The organism is Enterobacter sp. ECC-249 (genome assembly GCF_043965265.1).
GTDB lineage: Bacteria > Pseudomonadota > Gammaproteobacteria > Enterobacterales > Enterobacteriaceae > Enterobacter > Enterobacter quasiroggenkampii.
In genome coordinates this window covers 680,322-697,496 of record NZ_CP143660.1, presented here as the reverse complement: position 1 = coordinate 697,496, position 17,175 = coordinate 680,322, and the positions used below count along the sequence as shown (strand labels likewise).

The following is a 17,175-nucleotide window of genomic DNA, read 5'->3' as shown; positions in this document are numbered from 1 at the left end:
TTCTTCCCCGGTTCACAATTCCATTATTTCCACTCACAAAACCATTGCTAGCTCATAACATCTGGTTAACCATTCATTGTCGTTAACCCTACAACACAACATTGGCAGGACCACTTTTACACAGACTGTGACGCAGAGATGAGCGGAGACTCACCCGCAGCGCAGGCTGTCTGGTCCCCAGGAGACCTGCATGAGCCTCTGGCAACAAAACTACGACCCGGCCGGAAATATCTGGCTGTCGAGCCTGATCGCATCGCTTCCGATCCTGTTCTTCTTCTATGCGCTGATTAAGCTCAAGCTGAAGGGCTACCTCGCCGCGACGTATACCGTTGCTATCGCCCTGATGGTGGCGCTGTTCTTCTACAAAATGCCGGTCGATCGCGCGCTGGCCTCCGTCGTCTACGGTTTCTTCTACGGCCTGTGGCCGATTGCGTGGATCATCATCGCCGCGGTCTTTGTCTATAAAATCTCGGTGAAAACCGGGCAGTTCGACATCATTCGCTCGTCGATTCTCTCCATTACGCCGGACCAGCGCCTGCAGATGCTGATTGTCGGCTTCTCCTTCGGGGCGTTTCTGGAAGGTGCGGCAGGCTTTGGCGCACCTGTGGCGATCACCGCCGCGCTGCTGGTGGGTCTGGGCTTTAACCCGCTCTATGCCGCGGGCCTGTGCCTGATTGTGAACACCGCGCCGGTGGCGTTTGGCGCGATGGGTATTCCGATTCTGGTGGCCGGGCAGGTCACCGGGCTGGACAGCTTTGAGATTGGCCAGATGGTCGGTCGTCAGCTGCCGTTCCTGACCATTATCGTCCTGTTCTGGATCATGGCGATTATGGACGGCTGGCGCGGCGTGAAGGAGACCTGGCCTGCGGTGATGGTGGCGGGCGGTTCGTTCGCGATTGCCCAGTACCTCAGCTCGAATTTCCTTGGCCCGGAACTGCCGGATATCATCTCTTCGCTGGTTTCTCTGGTCTGCCTGACGTTGTTCCTGAAACGCTGGCAGCCGGTCCGTATTTTCCGCTTCGCCGACATGGGTGCCTCGCAGGTCGATCAAACGCTGGCCCGCACCGGCTACACCGCAGGACAGGTAATCCGCGCCTGGTCGCCGTTCCTGTTCCTGACCGCCACGGTCACGCTGTGGAGCATCCCGCCGTTTAAAGCCCTGTTCGCCCCGGGCGGCGCGCTGTACGACATGGTGATTAACATCTCCGTACCGTTCCTCGACAAGATGGTCGCCCGTATGCCGCCGGTCGTGCACGCCGCCACGCCGTATGCCGCGGTCTATAAATTCGACTGGTTCTCCGCCACCGGGACCGCCATCCTGTTTGCCGCTATTCTTTCCGTGGTGTGGCTGCGCATGAAGCCTGCGGCCGCGGTGCAGACCTTTGCCGCGACCGTTAAAGAGCTGATGCTGCCGATTTACTCCATCGGCATGGTGCTGGCGTTCGCGTTTATCTCGAACTACTCCGGCCTGTCATCGACGCTGGCACTGGCGCTGGCGCACACCAGCCACGCCTTCACCTTCTTCTCGCCGTTCCTCGGCTGGCTGGGAGTGTTCCTGACCGGTTCCGATACCTCGTCTAACGCCCTGTTTGCCGCGCTGCAGGCCACGGCGGCCCAGCAGATTGGCGTGTCGGATGTTCTGCTGGTGGCCGCAAATACCACCGGCGGCGTGACCGGGAAAATGATCTCCCCACAATCCATCGCCATTGCCTGTGCGGCGGTGGGACTGGTCGGTAAAGAGTCGGATCTGTTCCGCTTTACCGTGAAACACAGCCTGATATTCACCTGCATGGTCGGGGTGATCACCACCCTGCAGGCCTATGTCTTAACCTGGATGATCCCATGATAGTGATGCCCAGACGCCTGTCCGACGAGATTGCCTCTCGCGTGCGGGCGCTGATTGAAGAACAACAGCTGGAAGCGGGCATGAAGTTGCCCGCCGAACGCCAGCTCGCCGCCCAGCTTGGCGTGTCGCGCAATTCACTGCGCGAGGCGCTGGCGACGCTGGTCAGCGAAGGAGTGCTGGTGAGCCGTCGCGGCGGCGGCACCTTTGTACGCTGGCAGCATGACGACTGGTCCGAGCAAAACATCGTTCAGCCGCTGAAGACGCTGATGGAGAACGACCCGGACTACAGCTTCGACATCCTTGAAGCGCGTCACGCCATCGAAACCAGTACCGCCTGGCACGCGGCCATGCGGGCAACCGACGCCGACAAAGAGAAACTCATCGCCTGCTTTGAGGCCACGCAAAGCAGCGACCCGGACATCGCCTCCCAGGCGGACGTGCGTTTTCACCTGGCGATTGCCGAGGCGTCGCACAACGTGGTACTGCTGCAGACCATGCGCGGGTTCTTCGACCTGCTGCAATCCTCCGTGAAGCAGAGCCGCCAGCGCATGTATCTGGTTCCGCCGGTGTTTGCCCAGCTGACCGAACAACACGAGGCGGTGCTCAACGCCATTCTTGCCGGTGATGCCGAGGCCGCGCGCAAAGCGATGATGGCGCATCTCGGTTTCGTGCATACCACCATCAAACGATTCGATGAAGACCAGGCCCGACAGGCGCGTATTACCCGTCTGCCTGGCGACAGTGATATTTCCAGGGAGAACAAAGCATGATTATTTCAGCAGCAAGTGACTATCGCGCCGCGGCGCAGCGCATTTTGCCCCCGTTCCTGTTCCACTATATCGACGGCGGAGCGTATGCCGAATACACCCTGCGCCGCAACGTGGAGGATCTGTCGGAGGTGGCTCTTCGCCAGCGCGTGCTGAAGAATATGTCTGACCTGAGCCTTGAGACGAAGCTGTTTAACGAAACGCTTTCCATGCCGGTGGCGCTCGCGCCTGTGGGCCTGTGCGGTATGTATGCCCGCCGTGGCGAAGTGCAGGCGGCCGCGGCGGCGGATGCCAAAGGCATTCCGTTTACCCTCTCTACCGTGTCCGTCTGCCCGATTGAAGAGGTTGCCCCAACCATCAAGCGTCCGATGTGGTTCCAGCTGTACGTCCTTCGCGATCGCGGCTTTATGCGTAACGCGCTCGAGCGCGCCAAAGCGGCGGGCTGCTCCACGCTGGTCTTTACCGTTGATATGCCGACCCCCGGCGCGCGCTACCGCGATGCGCACTCCGGCATGAGCGGCCCAAATGCGGCGCTCCGTCGTTACTGGCAGGCGGTAACGCATCCACAGTGGGCGTGGGACGTTGGCCTGAACGGTCGTCCACACGATCTGGGGAACATCTCGGCGTATCTGGGTAAACCCACCGGGCTGGAAGATTACATCGGCTGGCTGGCGAACAACTTCGATCCGTCCATCTCCTGGAAAGACCTGGAATGGATCCGCGAGTTCTGGGACGGCCCGATGGTGATCAAGGGGATCCTCGACCCGGAAGATGCCCGCGATGCGGTACGCTTTGGCGCAGACGGGATTGTGGTCTCAAACCACGGCGGACGGCAGCTTGACGGGGTGCTCTCCTCCGCCCGCGCCCTGCCGGCGATAGCCGATGCGGTGAAAGGCGATATCGCCATCCTGGCCGACAGCGGCATCCGCAACGGGCTGGACGTGGTGCGCATGATTGCGCTGGGTGCCGACAGCGTGCTGCTGGGACGCGCATATTTGTACGCCCTGGCGACGGCGGGCCAGGCAGGCGTGGCGAATCTGCTTAACCTGATCGAAAAAGAGATGAAGGTGGCGATGACGCTGACCGGTGCGAAAACCATTAGCGAAATCAGCAACGATTCCCTGGTGCAGGAGCTCAGCAAATTACCGGCGGCGCTGGCTCCCCTTGCTCAGGGAAACGCGGCCTGACCTTCTCCGGTTAACCCCCCTTTCTCATGCGCCCGATTTCCCCCTCGGGCGCTTTTTTATGCGAAAAATAACATCCAGATAACATATTAGATAAGAAAATTTGACATCCACCCGCCGTCCGCAATTGTATAGACAAGCAAATACAAGAACACAAAAACAACATCAGATCGGAGTGGAGCGTATGGCGTATTCAGGTAAGGTGGATATTCAGCAGGTGATCGATGAAAGTCGCTTTTCAGGATTTCACTGGCTGCTCATTGTGCTGGGCTTTCTGGTTCTGGCGATCGATGGTTTTGATACGGCAGCGATGGGCTACATCGCGCCCACGCTGTCGGCAGAATGGGGGATACACAAACAGGATCTGGGGCCGGTGCTAAGCGCGGCGCTGCTGGGGCTGTCGCTGGGCGCGCTGATTGCAGGTCCGGTGTCGGACCGGGTGGGACGCAAGCGCGTGCTGGTCTTCTCCTGCCTGTTCTTCGGCCTCGCGAGCCTGGGGACGGCCTGGGCGCAAAGTCTGAATACCCTGACGCTGTGGCGCTTTCTGACCGGCCTGGGGCTAGGTGCCGCCATGCCGAACGCCATTACGCTTATCTCCGAGTTTGCCCCCCAGCGCTGCCGCGCCATGGCGATTAATACCATGTACTGCGGCTTCCCTCTGGGTGCGGCGGGCGGCGGCGCGATCTCTTCCTGGCTTATCCCCCACCACGGCTGGCGAAGCGTGCTGTTGACCGGTGCAATTGCTCCGCTGATTTTAACGCTGCTGCTGGCGCTGCTGTTGCCGGAGTCGGTGAAGTTTCTGGTGCAGCGCGGGAGAGACGTCATGCAGATCCGCCGTATCGCCAGCCGGTTCGCCCGCGGTACGCTGGAGAGCGTCACGGGCTTTTTCCTGGCGGAGGAGAAAATCGCGTCTAAAAAAGGGAGCGTGTCGCAGCTGTTTTCCATGCCCTGGCTGCCCGGCACCCTGATGCTGTGGGTGACCTATTTTATGGGGCTGGTCATCTACTACGTCCTGCTGAGCTGGATGCCGACGCTGATGCAGGGGATGGGTTATGCTCTGGCTGAATCCGCCTGGCTCACCTCGCTGTTCACCTTCGGCGGCACCGCAGGCATTCTGCTCGCGGGCTGGATGATGGACCGCTGGGAAGCGCACAAGGTGGTTGCGTGTGGTTTCGTGCTGACGATGGGCCTTATCCTGCTGCTGGGCATTGAGCATAACCATATCGCCCTGTTTGGCGGGTTGATTTTCCTGATGGGGATCGCGATGAACGGCGCGCAGTCGGGCATGCAGACCCTGGCCGCCACCTTTTATCCCACCGAGTGCCGCGCGACGGGCATCGCCTGGATGCAGGGGATTGGCCGCTTTGGCGGCGTGGCGGGCACCATGACCAGCGCCCAGCTTCTTTCGATGCAGTGGCAGGCAGACAGTATTTTAATGATCCTCAGCGTACCCGCTCTTGTGGCCGCAGCGGCAACCGTCTACAAAATGCTGTACAGCCGCTCGCAGGAACCCGGCGTCGCGTAGTTCCTCTCTTTTCTGCTATTCTGCCCCCGCAATTAAGGGGGCAGCATGCTTAACATCGTTTTATTCGAACCAGAAATTCCGCCGAACACCGGCAATATCATCCGCCTGTGTGCCAACACCGGTTTTCGTCTGCACATTATTGAGCCGATGGGCTTTACGTGGGACGACAAACGCCTGCGTCGCGCAGGGCTGGATTATCATGAATTTACAGCCGTCGTTCGCCACCACGATTACGCCGCGTTTCTGGAAGCCGAGCAGCCGCAGCGCATGTTCGCCCTGACCACCAAAGGTACGCCAGCGCACAGCGCCGTGAGCTATCAGGAAGGTGACTATCTGATGTTTGGTCCGGAAACCCGCGGCCTGCCGGCCACGATTCTGGATGCCCTGCCCGCTGAGCAGAAAATCCGTATTCCGATGATGCCGGACAGCCGCAGCATGAACCTGTCGAACGCGGTGTCGGTGGTGGTGTATGAAGCCTGGCGCCAGCTGGGTTATCCGGGCGCCATTCTCAGAAGTTAAATGCCGTCACCATACTCAAACGTATGGTGAATACCGTTGAAGTGCTGATCCATGTCCATCGACGGCTTATCGCTGTCTGGCTTACCGACGATGCGCGCCGGTACGCCAGCGGCGGTGGTGTGCGGCGGCACCGGCTGGAGCACCACGGAGCCTGCGCCGATCTTCGCGCCGCGCCCGACTTCGATATTGCCGAGGATCTTGGCGCCCGCGCCAATCATCACCCCTTCACGAATTTTCGGATGGCGATCGCCGCTGGTTTTACCGGTACCGCCCAGGGTAACCGACTGCAGGATCGAGACGTCATCTTCAATCACCGCCGTTTCACCCACGACAATCCCGGTAGCGTGGTCGAGCATGATCCCGCGGCCAATCTTTGCCGCCGGGTGAATATCGACCTGGAACGTCACGGAAACCTGGTTTTGCAGGAAGATCGCCAGCGCGCGGCGGCCTTCATTCCACAACCAGTGGCCGATGCGGTAAGCCTGCAGGGCGTGGAAGCCTTTAAGGTACAGCAGCGGCGTAGAATATTTATCGACCGCCGGGTCACGCGTGCGCACGGCCTGGATATCGCAGGCGGCAGAGGCGATCATTTCCGGGTCTGCGGCGTAGGCCTCCTCCACCACCTCACGAATGGCAATCGCGGGCATGATCGAGGACGCCAGCTTGTTGGCGAGCATATAGCTCAGCGCACTGCCGAGGTTTTCGTGCTTGAGTAGCGTCGCGTGGTAAAAACTGGCCAGCATAGGCTCACAGTCGGCCAGCGCCCGGGCTTCGGCTTTAATATTGTTCCAGACGATATCCAGTTCTTCACACGGCATTGCTTACTCCAGACGATAGTTAATGACCAGCCAGTTCTGCGCTGGCTGGGTCATTCAGGTGACAACGGTTCCGACTAGTTACTGCTGCGCTCGTCCTTGCGCGCACGACCTAATAAGGTCAATGCTGCCTCGCGCGCATTTTTTCCGCAATACAATACCTGATAAATTTCCTCGGTTATTGGCATTTCGACACCGAAACGGTGCGCCAACTCGCGGACTTCTTTGGTATTGCGGTAGCCTTCAACCACCTGACCAATCTTCTCCTGCGCGCCTTTAACATCGCTGCCCTGTCCGAGCATCATGCCAAAGCGGCGGTTACGAGACTGGTTGTCGGTACAGGTCAGCACCAGGTCGCCCAGGCCAGCCATCCCCATAAAGGTGGCCGGATCGGCGCCCAGCGCTTCGCCCAGGCGGGACATTTCGGTCAGCCCTCGGGTGATCAGCGCCGTACGGGCGTTGGCACCAAAACCAATGCCGTCGGACATCCCGGCACCAATCGCAATCACGTTCTTCACCGCCCCGCCCAGCTGCACGCCGATAAAATCGGGGTTGCTGTAGACGCGGAAGCTCTTGCCGCAGTGCAGCAATTGCTGGAGATCGTCGGAGAAGGCTTGATCGGTTGAGGCCAGCGAAATCGCCGTCGGCAGGCCAGCGGCCAGTTCTTTGGCAAAGGTCGGGCCGGAGATGACCGCCAGCGGGATCTCATCACCCAGCGCTTCGCGGGCAACGTCCTGCAGCAGGCGTCCGGTTTCGGCTTCCAGTCCTTTTGTCGCCCAGACAATGCGCGCATCCGGGCGCATCAGCGGCTTAATCTGACGCAGCACGTCGCCAAATACATGGCTCGGAACCACAATCAGAATGTTGCGGCTGGCCGCCAGCGCGCTCGCAAGGTCGCTTTCAAGGTGCAGGGAGTCAGGGAACGGAACGTCCGGGAGAAACGCGACGTTGCAACGATCGCGCTGCAGCGTGGCGATATGTTTTGGGTCGTGGCCCCACAGGACCACCTCGTGACCATTTCTTGCCAGTGTGATGGCAAGAGCGGTGCCGTATGAGCCGGCACCGATCACAGTCATTGACGCATTAACAGTGCTCATCAGGCATCCTGATGTTGTTCAGCACCTTCGCCAGCCTGCTGCTGCAGATAGTTCATGAACAGCGCATCAAAGTTAACTGGCGCAAGGTTCAGTTGCGGGAATGTACCGCGAGAAACCAGGCTGGTGATGCATTCACGCGCATACGGGAACAGAATGTTCGGGCAGTATGCACCCAGGCAATGCGCCATCTGGTTGCCTTCGATGCCGCCGATAGAGAAGATGCCGCCCTGCTGTACTTCACACAGGAATGCAGTTTCTTCGCCCAGAGAGGCGGTAACGGTCACACGCAGCACGACTTCATACACGTCATCTGCCAGCTGGGTAGATGCGGTATCCAGATCAAGTTTAACCTCTGGCTGCCAATCTTTCTGGAAAACGTGTGGTGCATTTGGCGCTTCGAAAGAGACATCTTTGGTGTAGATACGCTGGATCTGGAAAGTCATCTCGGTGTTGTTTTGTTCTGACATGGAAATACCCTTTTTAATTGTCCTAAAGTCTCTTAGCTCAGCAGCGGATCGAGTCCACCACGGGCGTCGAGCGCATACAAGTCATCACAGCCGCCAATGTGCTGCGCATCAATAAAAATCTGTGGAACCGTCGTACGACCACTACGTTGGATCATCTCTTCGCGTTTAATCGCGTCACCGTCGATCGGCAGTTCCTGGAACGTGACGCCTTTGCTGTTCAGCAGCGCTTTCGCACGATGACAGAACGGGCACGTCGCTTTGGTATAGATCTCAATATGGGCCATGACTGAACTCCTTATTTACCGCGCACCAAAGGAAGATTTTCCCCGCTCCAGCCGGAAATACCTTCTTTCAGCACCGTTACGTTTTCGAAGCCTGCTTTATGAAGCGCGCTGGCAGATTCCTGTGCCTGCATACCGGTCGCATCCACAACGATAATCGGCTGGGCTTTGTGTTTCTCAAGCTCACCGACGTTGTTCGCTTTGATTTCAGCTGGCAGCAGGTTGATTGCGCCCGCAATGTGACCCTTGCGGAAATCGTCACGCTGACGCAGATCGACCACGACGGCATCTTCTTTGTTAATCAGACGCGTCGCTTCACCACGGGTGATAACCTTAATCTTAGACGTCAGGCTCTTAAATGTGGTGAACAGCACAGCAGCCAGCAGGCCAATCCACGCGATGCTCAGAACCGGATGGCGGCTAACGAATTGCATAATTTCTTGCATGGAGGGTAACTACTCCCGACTAAGTGATAAAAAAAACCAGGACAGGAGTATACCTGTGCGTTCTGGCAAATACAGCCAGCGACCCTAACCTAATCCATTTTCTGCGGCATGCCACCTAAAAAAATGACTCAAAATGGTCTGGTGAGCATCTTGCCCCTGCGCTTTCTTTGATCTTCTGCGGCTATTTGATCGATTCAGCTGTAGTAAAATTACGCAAATTTTGACTCTTGAGCATGAGGTTGTCGCAATGTCGGTTTCTAAAAAACCTATGGTACTGGTGATTCTGGATGGTTATGGCTACCGTGAAGATAGCCAGGATAACGCTATTTTCAACGCCAAAACCCCGGTCATGGATGCCCTGTGGGCGAAACGTCCGCATACGCTGATTGACGCGTCTGGCCTGGAAGTGGGCCTGCCGGACCGCCAGATGGGCAACTCCGAAGTCGGTCACGTAAACCTGGGCGCCGGACGTATTGTGTATCAGGATCTGACGCGTCTGGACGTTGAAATCAAAGAACGCACCTTCTTCTCCAACCCAACGCTGTCTGGCGCGGTCGATAAAGCCGTTGCCGCTGGCAACGCCGTGCACATCATGGGCCTGCTCTCTGCCGGCGGCGTTCACAGCCACGAAGATCACATCATGGCGATGGTTGAACTTGCCGCAGAACGCGGTGCGGAAAAAATCTATCTGCACGCCTTCCTGGACGGTCGCGATACGCCACCACGCAGCGCAAAAGGCTCTCTGCAGGCCTTCGAAGAGAAATTCGCCGCGCTGGGCAAAGGCCGCGTAGCGTCCATCATTGGCCGTTACTACGCCATGGACCGCGACAACCGCTGGGATCGCGTTGAACAGGCCTATGACCTGATGACTCTGGCAAAAGGTGAGTTCCAGTTCGCGACCGCCGTTGAAGCGCTGGAAGCGGCTTATGCTCGTGATGAAAACGACGAATTCGTGAAAGCGTCCGTGATTCGTGCTGAAGGCCAGGCCGATGCCGCGATGGAAGACGGCGATGCGCTAATCTTCATGAACTTCCGCGCCGACCGCGCGCGCGAAATCACCCGTGCGTTCGTCAACCGCGACTTCGACGGTTTTGCTCGTAAGAAAGTGGTGAAACTCGACTTCATCCAGTTGACCGAATACGCGGCCGACATCAAAGCACCATGCGCTTACCCACCGGCCTCGCTGGCAAACACCTTCGGTGAGTGGATGGCGAAGAACGACAAGACGCAGCTGCGCATCTCTGAAACCGAGAAATATGCGCACGTGACCTTCTTCTTTAACGGCGGCGTTGAAGAGCCGTTCAAAGGCGAAGACCGCATTCTGATTAACTCGCCAAAAGTCGCCACTTACGATCTGCAGCCAGAAATGAGTTCTGCAGAATTGACTGAAAAACTGGTTGCGGCCATCAAGAGCGGTAAGTACGACACCATCATCTGTAACTACCCGAACGGCGACATGGTGGGTCATACCGGTGTGATGGAAGCGGCAGTGAAAGCGGTTGAAGCGCTGGACCACTGCGTTGAGCAGGTTGCGAAAGCGGTTGAATCCGTTGGCGGCCAGCTGCTGATCACCGCGGACCACGGTAACGCTGAACAGATGCGCGACCCGGCGACCGGACAGGCGCACACCGCCCACACCAACCTGCCGGTTCCGCTGATTTATGTTGGCGATAAATCTCTGAAAGCAGTGGAAGGCGGCAAGCTTTCTGACATCGCGCCAACCATGCTGTCGCTGATGGGGATGCCGATCCCTGAAGAGATGACTGGTAAGCCGCTGTTCATCGTGGAATAATCGCTCCCCATGAGGGGAAAGGCGATTTTTTCAATCACATGGGTCGTGAAGCCGCTTAGGCTATCAGTCAGACCTCTGCTTTGCGCCAGCGCACTCAGCGCTGGCGTATTGCTGTGCGCCGCATCCGCCCACGCGGATGACCGCGATCAGCTGAAATCCATTCAGGCCGATATCGCCGCCAAAGAGCGTGCGGTACGCCAGCAGCAGCAGCAGCGCTCCGCCCTGCTCGCCCAGCTTAAGCAGCAGGAAGAGGCGATCTCCGCCGCCACGCGTAAACTTCGTGAAACGCAAAACACCCTCGCCCAGTTGAATAAGCAGATCGACGAGATGAACGCGTCGATTGCCAAACTGGAGCGCCAGCGCGATGCGCAGGAGCGCAATCTTGCCGCACAGCTTGATGCCGCATTCCGCCAGGGTGAACATACCGGACTCCAGCTGATCCTCAGCGGCGAAGAGAGCCAGCGCGGCCAGCGCCTGCAGGCCTACTTTGGCTATCTGAACCAGGCGCGTCAGGAGACGATCGCGCAGCTGAAGCAGACGCGCGAAGAGGTCTCCACGCAAAAAGCCGAGCTGGAAGAGAAGCAGAGCCAGCAGCAGACGCTGCTTTACGATCAGCAGGCCCAGCAGGCGAAGCTTGAGCAGGCGCGCAACGAGCGTAAGAAAACCCTTTCCGGCCTTGAATCCTCCATTCAGGAAGGTCAGAGCCAGCTGAGCGAAATGCGCGCCAACGAATCCAAACTGCGTAACAGCATCGCCCGTGCAGAAGCCGCGGCGAAAGCGCGCGCCGAAAAAGAGGCTCGCGAGGCGCAGGCCGTTCGCGACAAGCAGCAGGAAGCGTCCCGCAAAGGCACTACCTACAAGCCAAGCGAGAGCGAACGTTCTCTGATGTCGCGTACCGGCGGTTTGGGCTCTCCTCGCGGTCAGGCTTTCTGGCCCGTTCGCGGTTCGATTCTGCATCGCTATGGCGAACAGCTGCAGGGTGAGCTACGTTGGAAAGGGATTGTTATCGGTGCGTCTGAAGGTAGCGAAGTGAAAGCCATCGCCGATGGCCGCGTGATTCTGGCCGACTGGCTGCAGGGTTACGGACTGGTGGTGGTGGTCGAACACGGTAAAGGTGACATGAGCCTTTACGGCTACAACCAGAGCGCGCTGGTCAGCGTCGGTACGCAGGTGCGCGCCGGCCAACCCATCGCCCTTGTGGGCAGCAGTGGCGGTCAGGGCCGCCCGTCACTCTATTTCGAAATTCGTCGTCAGGGTCAGGCGGTCAATCCACAGCCGTGGTTGGGAAGATAAGTTTTGCTTCAATTTCGTCGAATCGTTTTCTCCGTCGTCAGCGCGCTGGCGCTGGCTGCGCCGGTATACGCAGGTAAACTCGCTATCGTGATTGATGACTTCGGTTATCGTCCACACTATGAAAATCAGGTGCTGGCGATGCCGTCGGCTATCTCCGTAGCCGTCCTTCCGAATGCTCCCCACGCGCGTGAGATGGCGACCAAAGCCCACAGCAGCGGTCATCAGGTACTGATCCACCTGCCCATGGCCCCGCTCAGCAAGCAGCCGCTGGAAAAAGATACCCTGCGCCCGGATATGAGCAGCGAGGAGATCGAGCGCATCATCCGCGACGCCTACAACAAAGTGCCGTATGCCGTAGGGTTGAACAACCATATGGGCAGCGCGATGACCTCCAGCCTGTACGGGATGCTCAAAGTGATGCAGGCGCTGGAGCGTTATAACCTCTACTTCCTCGACAGCATGACCATCGGCAACAGCCAGGCGATGCGTGCCGCTCAGGGAACGGGCGTAAAGGTGATTAAGCGCAAGGTGTTCCTGGATGATACCCAGAACGAAGCCGATATTCGCGTACAGTTCAATCGCGCGGTACAGCTGGCCCGCCGCAATGGCTCAGCCATTGCCATCGGTCACCCGCACCCGTCTACCGTTCGCGTCCTGCAGCAAATGCTGCCGACCTTGCCTGCTGATATCACGCTGGTGCGTCCGAGCGATCTGCTGAACGAGCCGCAGGTAGATACCTCTACACCAAATTCTGCGCAGCCCGTCCCGACAGCGCCGAGAAATCCGTTCCGCGGCGTGAAGCGTTGTGTACCTAAGCAACCGCCTGAACCGGTCTACGCGACCCGCTTCTTCTCCGTCATCGGAGACAGCATCAGTAACAGTACGCTGGTGAAATACGTCCAGCAGCAGTGGCAGGGATGGGGTAAGAAAGCCTGACGCTTATTTCGCAATCTGAGAGTCCGTCTGCTCGTTAGCAACGGGCTCTTTTTTCTCCTGATGCTGATACCAGGATTTGAAATACTTTAAAAAACTATAGGCTGTGGCATACAGTCCCGTCGCCACACCCACTTTGCCCTTTCGCCAGGCGCCGCTAAACAGATACCATTTGAAAAAAGCCCCTATGGCGCTGATTACGCCGCGCCCAATAGAGGGCCGTATTTTTTGATGTTGAACCAGGCGGGTTGTATAACAATTTAATTTGTTAAAAAGCTCATGCAGCGTAGGAAACGTATCATGTTTTACATAACCCGGAATACGTTCACAACGGAGAAAACCTTCGACCTGATCGTCTACCGGTCTGTTATTAAACCGGGACTGTTTACGGTTAAAAAGACGCACAGGATAATCAGGGGATGAAACAGGATAAATTGTCCGGACTTCTTCACCCAGAACAAACCAGTGGCGGCATATTTTCCATGCCATACCAGGGTCTGGCTCATCGCCTGCTTTTAACGTTAAAATGGCATTAACCGTTTCCAGGTCAAGAATTTCGTCGCTGTCGATGCACAGTACCCAGTCATGGCTGGCTAAGGATATGGCATAGTTCATCTGCTCGCCATGCCAGCCAAATTTTTTATAAACGGGTAGCAGTCCAAAGCTCTCACAAATATATCGTGTTTTGTCCGTACTGCCTGAATCGACGACGACAACTTCATCCGCTATTTTTAAAAGAGGCGGAATAACATCGTGCAATAATCTTTCAGAATTAAACGTTAATAAGCAGACCGTTATTTTAAACATTTTTCCACTCTCAATAGCAGCCTAAATTAATATTATTAATACTATATAAATGAGTAGAGATGATTAAAGTCCTGAATCACACTTTTCAAATAAGCACGCTTGAAGTTTCGTCTAATCCTGAGACGCAATAAAATAGAAAAATCTATTTTATTTCAACAGATTCTTTATAATGCAGTCAGATGAAGGATAGCACACGGATTCAGACATGCCGCACAAAAGTAAAATTCTCCTCCTGGATACGGGTAAAGAATGGGGGGGAGGCACCAACAGTATGCTTGAGCTCCTGAAGCGAATCAATCGCGATAAATTCGATATTACCTGTTGTTTTTACAGTGATTATAGTCGTGCTGAAGGTGAGACGATTGGCCAGGTGCTCAAGGGCATCGGGATCCCGCTCATCGTGATCCCTCAACGTCCGCAGCCGGTCTGGGCCAAATTGTTGAAGGAAGCGGGACGTAGCCTGCTGTTTTTCTCACGCAGCGCCCGCAAGGCATGGACACGTCATGTGGATATCATGTGGCGCATCAGGCCTAACGTCAGCGAAATCGAAACACGTTTCGCGCAGGGCGGTTTCGATACGCTCTATATGAATAACCAGCCGGGTTCAAATGAGGAAGGCTATCTCGCTGCGGCAAAACTGCAGGCACGGTTGATTCAGCACTGCCGCATTGAACCTGTTTTGACTCCACCACTGGTGAAGCTGGTTAATGCCTATGCTACAAAAATCATCGCCGTCTCGCACGGCGTTGAACGCGTGTTGCTTCAGCATGGCGTCCGGCCCGAACTGTGTACGACGGTCAATAATGCCATCGACATCCACCAGCCTTTACCTGACCGACGCGCGATGCGCCAGCGCCTGAATATCGATGACGACACGTTTGTGTTCGGCAGTATCGGGTCGTTAATCCCTCGCAAAGCCAATCACCACACGCTGGAGGCACTGGCACAGTTCAGTCAGAAGCATCCGCATGCGAAATGGAAAATGGTGCTGGTCGGCGAAGGCGCCGAACGCAGCGCTTTAGCGGAACAGGCCCGAGTGCTGGGAATTGAATCCCACGTCATCTTCACCGGCTTTCAGAATACCCCGTTTGATTACCTCGCTACGTTTGACGCCTTTATTCTCGCCTCAAAAAGCGAAGGGCTGCCGCGCGTGGTGCTGGAAGCGATGCTTCTCAATATCCCCGTGATTGGCTCTCAGGTGACCGGCACGGCGGAGTTGATAGATCATGATTCGACAGGGCTGCTCTTCCCCTGGAGCGATGTTTCACAGCTTGCACAGCATCTGGACAATATCTGGGCAGATGCGGAACTGCGGGCTCGACTGGCTGCGGCAGCATACCAGAACGTCTGTCATACCTATGCCATCGAAAACTATGTCAGCGGTGTCGAAGCCGTGCTTGGCGCGCACTAACCAAACGAGATAACTATGTTTAAATTTCTTAATGCTCGCTATCGTCATATCACCGGGCGACACAATATTCCTTATAGCTCTCTGCCAGTGACGGGCGCAGTTGCTGCGGTGGATTCTATTGTGATTCCGTGTACCGGCGCAGATTTCGTCGAAGAAGCATTACTCTCTGCCACCTTCGCGGAACGTTATGCCACCGGGGTGAGCGAAATCGTCATCGTCAGCGATCAGCCTGAATCCGCCTTTGGGGTACTGCCGCCTAAAACCCGCGTAGTGACGCTTAACCTTCCGGTTCGTGAGGAAGGTTACCGCTATAAGCAGATCTACCTCAGCCGTCTGGTGAAGCTTAACGCCCCGCTGCAGGCGCGCGGTGAAGGCGTATTGATGATCGATTCCGATCTCAATCTGCTGAAAATGCCAGAGATCAACATGGCCGATATGCACATTTACTCCAGCTTCCGTCAGGGCAAAATGATTGCGAAGCTGGACGGCGCGCCAGCGGAGAAAGTGCCGGCGTATTACAAGGAGACGGTGCGCCCGTATCTGGTCGATCACGTTAACGGCGCGTTTCTTGCGGCCACTAAAAAGACCTGGCGCCGTATCTGCCCGCTGTGGCTGACGCTGTTCCAGGATACCTGGGAGCTGATGGACGACACGCAGCCGCCGACCGATCAGCTGCCGCTCGCCGCGCTGCTGGACATGCTGGATCTAAAAACGGTTAACCTGGGCGACTGGATGAACTGGCCGGTTTCCAAGAAGATCGGCGGTCAGGAAGCCGTTGTACCAAAAGAGGTGATTGGCGCACACGGTGGTTTCCCTCTCTCCGAATGGCAGAAGTATCTTGAATCGCCGGATAACAAACTGCTGTTCAAAGGCCAGGACTACACCCGCAAGGTGCGTTACCTGACGGACGAAGAGAAGAAGAACCAATAAAAAAAGGGGCCTCAGGCCCCTTTTTGATTACTTATCCCAGCTCAGGATCACTTTCCCTGACTGGCCGGAACGCATCGCGTCGAAGCCCTGCTGGAACTCATCGATGGAGAAACGGTGGGTAATAATCGGGGACAGATCCAGGCCGGACTGGATCAGCGCCGCCATCTTGTACCAGGTCTCGAACATCTCGCGGCCATAGATGCCCTTGATGAACAGCCCCTTGAAGATGACTTTGTTCCAGTCGATAGACATATCTGACGGCGGGATCCCCAACATCGCGATACGGCCACCGTGGTTCATGGTGTCGAGCATGGTGCGGAACGCCGGTGGCGCACCGGACATCTCAAGACCCACGTCAAAACCTTCAGTCATGCCCAGCTCTTCCATCACGTCGGTCAGGCTCTCTTTCGAGACATCCACCGCGCGGGTGACGCCCATTTTGCGCGCCAGCGACAGACGGTATTCGTTCACGTCGGTGATCACAACGTTGCGCGCACCCACGTGCTTCGCCACGGCTGCCGCCATAATGCCGATTGGGCCCGCGCCGGAGACCAGCACGTCTTCACCGACCAGGTCGAAGGAGAGCGCCGTGTGCACCGCGTTGCCGAACGGGTCGAAAATGGAGGCCAGATCGTCAGAAATATTATCCGGGATTTTGAACGCGTTAAACGCCGGGATCACCAGGTATTCCGCGAAGCAGCCCGGACGGTTTACGCCCACGCCAATGGTATTACGGCACAGGTGAGTACGCCCGCCGCGGCAGTTACGGCAGTGGCCGCAGGTAATGTGGCCTTCACCGGAAACGCGGTCACCGATTTTGAAGCCTTTCACTTCCTGGCCGATACCCACCACTTCACCGACATATTCGTGACCGACAACCATCGGTACCGGAATGGTTTTCTGCGCCCACTGGTCCCAGTTGTAGATGTGAACGTCAGTACCGCAGATGGCGGTTTTACGAATTTTGATCAGCAGATCGTTATGACCGACTTCCGGCTCCGGCACGTCGGTCATCCAAATCCCTTCTTCCGCTTTCAGTTTGGATAACGCTTTCATCACACG

The 17,175-nt window shown here is 56.9% G+C and carries 17 protein-coding genes; 10 read left to right on the top strand and 7 right to left on the bottom strand.

Features of this window, described 5'->3' with window-relative positions:
- Window positions 1–190: 190 nt before the first annotated feature.
- From lldP to trmL, 5 genes are all read left to right on the top strand, one after another.
- On the top strand, window positions 191–1,846 hold the full coding sequence (gene lldP / locus V1587_RS03430; protein ID WP_371899114.1) for an L-lactate permease: 1,656 nt from the start codon (window positions 191–193) through the stop codon (window positions 1,844–1,846).
- The gene (gene lldR, locus V1587_RS03425) at window positions 1,843–2,616 is read left to right on the top strand and encodes a transcriptional regulator LldR (RefSeq protein WP_023294814.1); all 774 of its coding nucleotides are present in this window, start codon (window positions 1,843–1,845) and stop codon (window positions 2,614–2,616) included. Before lldP ends, lldR begins: the two co-directional genes overlap by 4 nt.
- A complete protein-coding gene (lldD, locus tag V1587_RS03420) occupies window positions 2,613–3,800 on the top strand; it encodes a quinone-dependent L-lactate dehydrogenase (protein ID WP_371899113.1) in 1,188 nt (395 codons plus the stop codon). The genes lldR and lldD overlap by 4 nt, the downstream gene beginning before the upstream one ends.
- 181 nt (window positions 3,801–3,981) lie before the next feature.
- On the top strand, window positions 3,982–5,322 hold the full coding sequence (locus V1587_RS03415; protein WP_371899112.1) for an MFS transporter: 1,341 nt from the start codon (window positions 3,982–3,984) through the stop codon (window positions 5,320–5,322).
- A gap of 45 nt (window positions 5,323–5,367) precedes the next feature.
- Complete coding sequence (gene trmL / locus V1587_RS03410) at window positions 5,368–5,841, top strand: tRNA (uridine(34)/cytosine(34)/5-carboxymethylaminomethyluridine(34)-2'-O)-methyltransferase TrmL (RefSeq protein WP_104949745.1); 474 nt, start codon at window positions 5,368–5,370, stop codon at window positions 5,839–5,841.
- Here the strand turns inward: trmL and cysE are convergent.
- From cysE to V1587_RS03385, 5 genes are all read right to left on the bottom strand, one after another.
- Entirely contained in the window at window positions 5,838–6,659 is an 822-nt protein-coding gene (gene cysE, locus V1587_RS03405) for a serine O-acetyltransferase (RefSeq protein ID WP_008502718.1), read from the bottom strand. The genes trmL and cysE overlap by 4 nt on opposite strands.
- Before the next feature lie 74 nt (window positions 6,660–6,733).
- Complete coding sequence (gene gpsA / locus V1587_RS03400; protein ID WP_371899111.1) at window positions 6,734–7,753, bottom strand: NAD(P)H-dependent glycerol-3-phosphate dehydrogenase; 1,020 nt, start codon at window positions 7,751–7,753, stop codon at window positions 6,734–6,736.
- Window positions 7,753–8,220 (bottom strand): protein-export chaperone SecB, encoded by a 468-nt coding sequence (gene secB / locus V1587_RS03395; protein WP_003860835.1) that lies wholly within the window; start codon window positions 8,218–8,220, stop codon window positions 7,753–7,755. Before secB ends, gpsA begins: the two co-directional genes overlap by 1 nt.
- A gap of 32 nt (window positions 8,221–8,252) precedes the next feature.
- Window positions 8,253–8,504, bottom strand: a complete 252-nt coding sequence (gene grxC / locus V1587_RS03390) for a glutaredoxin 3 (protein ID WP_008502715.1) — start codon at window positions 8,502–8,504, stop codon at window positions 8,253–8,255.
- Window positions 8,505–8,515: 11 nt separating this feature from the next.
- On the bottom strand, window positions 8,516–8,947 hold the full coding sequence (locus V1587_RS03385) for a rhodanese-like domain-containing protein (RefSeq protein WP_023309913.1): 432 nt from the start codon (window positions 8,945–8,947) through the stop codon (window positions 8,516–8,518).
- 247 nt (window positions 8,948–9,194) lie between these two features.
- Between V1587_RS03385 and gpmM the strand changes: the two genes are divergently transcribed.
- Genes gpmM through V1587_RS03370 form a run of 3 tightly spaced genes read left to right on the top strand, consistent with a single transcriptional unit; the run spans window position 9,195 to window position 12,968 of the window.
- Entirely contained in the window at window positions 9,195–10,739 is a 1,545-nt protein-coding gene (gene gpmM / locus V1587_RS03380) for a 2,3-bisphosphoglycerate-independent phosphoglycerate mutase (protein WP_371899110.1), read from the top strand.
- A gap of 33 nt (window positions 10,740–10,772) precedes the next feature.
- Window positions 10,773–12,032: a murein hydrolase activator EnvC gene (gene envC, locus V1587_RS03375; protein WP_371899152.1), complete on the top strand. Its 1,260-nt coding sequence runs from the start codon at window positions 10,773–10,775 to the stop codon at window positions 12,030–12,032.
- A gap of 3 nt (window positions 12,033–12,035) precedes the next feature.
- Complete coding sequence (locus V1587_RS03370) at window positions 12,036–12,968, top strand: divergent polysaccharide deacetylase family protein (protein WP_371899109.1); 933 nt, start codon at window positions 12,036–12,038, stop codon at window positions 12,966–12,968.
- 3 nt (window positions 12,969–12,971) lie between these two features.
- Here V1587_RS03370 and V1587_RS03365 read toward each other — a convergent pair whose 3' ends face one another.
- A complete protein-coding gene (locus tag V1587_RS03365) occupies window positions 12,972–13,772 on the bottom strand; it encodes a glycosyltransferase family 2 protein (protein WP_371899108.1) in 801 nt (266 codons plus the stop codon).
- A gap of 205 nt (window positions 13,773–13,977) precedes the next feature.
- On the opposite strand from V1587_RS03365, the gene V1587_RS03360 reads away from it, so the two are divergent.
- Window positions 13,978–15,183, top strand: coding sequence for a glycosyltransferase (locus V1587_RS03360; RefSeq protein WP_371899107.1), 1,206 nt, complete (start codon window positions 13,978–13,980; stop codon window positions 15,181–15,183).
- 15 nt (window positions 15,184–15,198) lie between these two features.
- Window positions 15,199–16,113, top strand: a complete 915-nt coding sequence (locus tag V1587_RS03355; protein ID WP_371899106.1) for a hypothetical protein — start codon at window positions 15,199–15,201, stop codon at window positions 16,111–16,113.
- Window positions 16,114–16,140: 27 nt separating this feature from the next.
- On the opposite strand, the gene tdh is transcribed toward V1587_RS03355, so the two are convergent.
- The gene (gene tdh, locus V1587_RS03350; protein ID WP_371899105.1) at window positions 16,141–17,169 is read right to left on the bottom strand and encodes an L-threonine 3-dehydrogenase; all 1,029 of its coding nucleotides are present in this window, start codon (window positions 17,167–17,169) and stop codon (window positions 16,141–16,143) included.
- Between the last annotated feature and the right edge of the window lie 6 nt (window positions 17,170–17,175).

Bases quoted from the DNA above. Each gene is read 5' to 3' on its own strand.
- lldP (WP_371899114.1), top strand. From the start codon at position 191: ATGAGCCTCTGGCAACAAAACTACGACCCGGCCGGAAATATCTGGCTG.
- lldR (WP_023294814.1), top strand. From the start codon at position 1,843: ATGATAGTGATGCCCAGACGCCTGTCCGACGAGATTGCCTCTCGCGTG.
- lldD (WP_371899113.1), top strand. From the start codon at position 2,613: ATGATTATTTCAGCAGCAAGTGACTATCGCGCCGCGGCGCAGCGCATT.
- V1587_RS03415 (WP_371899112.1), top strand. From the start codon at position 3,982: ATGGCGTATTCAGGTAAGGTGGATATTCAGCAGGTGATCGATGAAAGT.
- trmL (WP_104949745.1), top strand. From the start codon at position 5,368: ATGCTTAACATCGTTTTATTCGAACCAGAAATTCCGCCGAACACCGGC.
- cysE (WP_008502718.1), bottom strand. From the start codon at position 6,659: ATGCCGTGTGAAGAACTGGATATCGTCTGGAACAATATTAAAGCCGAA.
- gpsA (WP_371899111.1), bottom strand. From the start codon at position 7,753: ATGAGCACTGTTAATGCGTCAATGACTGTGATCGGTGCCGGCTCATAC.
- secB (WP_003860835.1), bottom strand. From the start codon at position 8,220: ATGTCAGAACAAAACAACACCGAGATGACTTTCCAGATCCAGCGTATC.
- grxC (WP_008502715.1), bottom strand. From the start codon at position 8,504: ATGGCCCATATTGAGATCTATACCAAAGCGACGTGCCCGTTCTGTCAT.
- V1587_RS03385 (WP_023309913.1), bottom strand. From the start codon at position 8,947: ATGCAAGAAATTATGCAATTCGTTAGCCGCCATCCGGTTCTGAGCATC.
- gpmM (WP_371899110.1), top strand. From the start codon at position 9,195: ATGTCGGTTTCTAAAAAACCTATGGTACTGGTGATTCTGGATGGTTAT.
- V1587_RS03365 (WP_371899108.1), bottom strand. From the start codon at position 13,772: ATGTTTAAAATAACGGTCTGCTTATTAACGTTTAATTCTGAAAGATTA.
- V1587_RS03360 (WP_371899107.1), top strand. From the start codon at position 13,978: ATGCCGCACAAAAGTAAAATTCTCCTCCTGGATACGGGTAAAGAATGG.
- V1587_RS03355 (WP_371899106.1), top strand. From the start codon at position 15,199: ATGTTTAAATTTCTTAATGCTCGCTATCGTCATATCACCGGGCGACAC.
- tdh (WP_371899105.1), bottom strand. From the start codon at position 17,169: ATGAAAGCGTTATCCAAACTGAAAGCGGAAGAAGGGATTTGGATGACC.